Annotated in this window: 2 protein-coding genes; both read right to left on the reverse strand. The window is 66.9% G+C overall.

The features are described 5' to 3' along the window. Nucleotides 1-625 (reverse strand): biotin carboxylase N-terminal domain-containing protein (locus tag D2V07_RS18340; RefSeq protein ID WP_325049054.1); only part of this gene is annotated, 625 nt, incomplete at its 3' end. After that, a partial coding sequence (locus D2V07_RS18345; protein ID WP_199698847.1) for a methylmalonyl-CoA mutase family protein occupies nucleotides 625-2,073 on the reverse strand: 1,449 nt, incomplete at its 5' end. The genes D2V07_RS18340 and D2V07_RS18345, both read right to left, overlap by 1 nt.

Here is a 2,073-nt window from a genome sequence, read left to right on the forward strand (position 1 = left end):
TATGGCGCGGGTCCTCGATGAACTTCTCGATGAACACGCGGTCATCGCCGAAGGAGTTGAGCCCCTCGCGCTTGGTCGCCTCGAACCCTTCCTCCACGTCGGTGTCGTTCCACGCAAGCCGCATGCCCTTGCCGCCGCCGCCCGCGCTCGCCTTCATCATCACCGGGTAGCCGATTGCGTTCGAGACCTTCACTGCCTCCTCGGTGGTGTCGATGGCATCCTCGGAGCCAGGCACGGTGTTCACGCCCGCTGCCTTGGCCAGCTTCTTGCTCTCGATCTTGTCGCCCATCGCCGCGATCGCACTGGCGGGCGGACCGATGAAGGCGATGCCTTCCGCCTCCAGCGCCTCGACGAAGCTGGCGCGCTCCGACAGGAAGCCATAGCCCGGATGCACGGCCTCGGCGCCTGTCTGCTTGCAGGCGGCGATGATCCTGTCGGCCAGCAGGTAGCTCTCGCTGGCAGGCGGCGGACCGATATGGACGGCCTCGTCCGCTTGTCGCACGAAGGGCGCGCGAGCATCGGCATCGGAGTAGACCGCGACCGTGGCGATACCCATGCGCCGCGCGGTCTTGATGACCCGGCACGCGATCTCGCCCCGGTTGGCGATGAGGATTTTCGTGAACATTATCGTGTCGTCTCCAGTTCCTCACCCGCCGGCGGCATGTTGTGGCCCAAGAGGCGCAGCAGGTCCGCGGCGGCTTCCACCACGTTGGTGCCAGGGCCGTAGATCCCTTGCACGCCGGCCTTCTTCAGGAAGTCGTAGTCCTGCGGCGGGATCACGCCGCCTGCCACCACCTTGATATCGCCGCGATCCGCATCGCGCAGATGGCCGATCAGTTCGGGGATCAGCGTCTTGTGGCCTGCTGCCAGCGACGATGCGCCTACCGCGTCCACCTCGCATTCCAGCGCCATCCTGGCGGTCTCCTCGGGCGTCTGGAACAGCGGGCCGCTGATGACCTCGAACCCCATGTCGGCAAAGGCCGATGCGATCACGTTCGCGCCGCGGTCGTGCCCGTCCTGGCCCATCTTGGCGACCAGCACGCGGGGCTTGTGATCCAGGCGGCGGGCTACGGCCTCTACCCCTTCTGTCACCTGGGCATAGCGCGCATCGCCTTCGTAGGCGCTGGCATATACGCCCTTCACCGGCGTCGGCACCGTGTCGTAGCGGCCGAAGGCTGTCTCCATCGCCATCGAGATCTCGCCCAGCGTCGCATCGGCGCGCGCCGCTTCAACGGCGAGAGCCAGCAGGTTCGTCTCGTTGTCGGCCGCCAGCTTCTCCAGCTGCGAGGGCGGCAGCGGCACGCCCTTCTCGTCGCGGCCTTCCTGCAAGCGCGCCTCGTTCGCGGCCCGGTCCACCCGCGCCCCGCGCGTGAGGTTGGCCAGCGCCACCTTCACCTGCTCCTCGTCGCGGCCCCGGCGCACCGCCTCGATCCGCGCGATCTGGCTGGCGCGTACCTTGTGGTTGTCGATATCCAGCGTGTCGATATGCGCTTCCTCGTCGAGGCGGTACTTGTTCACCCCCACGATCACCGCCTCGCCCTTGTCGACGCTCGCCTGCTTGCGCGCCGCGGCCTCCTCGATCCGCGCCTTGGGCATGCCGCTGGCAACCGCTGCGGTCATGCCCCCCAGCGCATCGACTTCCTCGATCAGCGCGCGGGCCTTCTCCACCAGCTCGTTCGTCAGGCTCTCGATATAGTAGGAACCGCCCAGCGGATCGGCGACATTGGTCACCCCGCTTTCCTCCTCGATCACCAGCTGCGTGTTCCTTGCAATGCGAGCGGAGAAGTCGGTCGGCAGCGCCAGCGCCTCGTCCAGCGCATTGGTGTGCAGCGACTGCGTGCCCCCCAGCACCGCGGCCAGCGCTTCCAGCGTGGTGCGGATCACGTTGTTGTAGGGGTCCTGCTCCTGCAATGACACGCCCGAGGTCTGGCAGTGGGTGCGCAGCATCTTCGACTTGGGGTTCTTGGCCCCAAGCTCGTCCATCACGTCGTGCCACAGCACGCGGCCTGCGCGCATCTTGGCGATCTCCATGAAGAAGTTCATGCCGATGCCCCAGAAGAACGACAGCCGCGG

It is taken from the genome of Aurantiacibacter zhengii (assembly GCF_003584125.1).
GTDB classification, from domain to species: Bacteria; Pseudomonadota; Alphaproteobacteria; order Sphingomonadales; family Sphingomonadaceae; genus Alteraurantiacibacter; species Alteraurantiacibacter zhengii.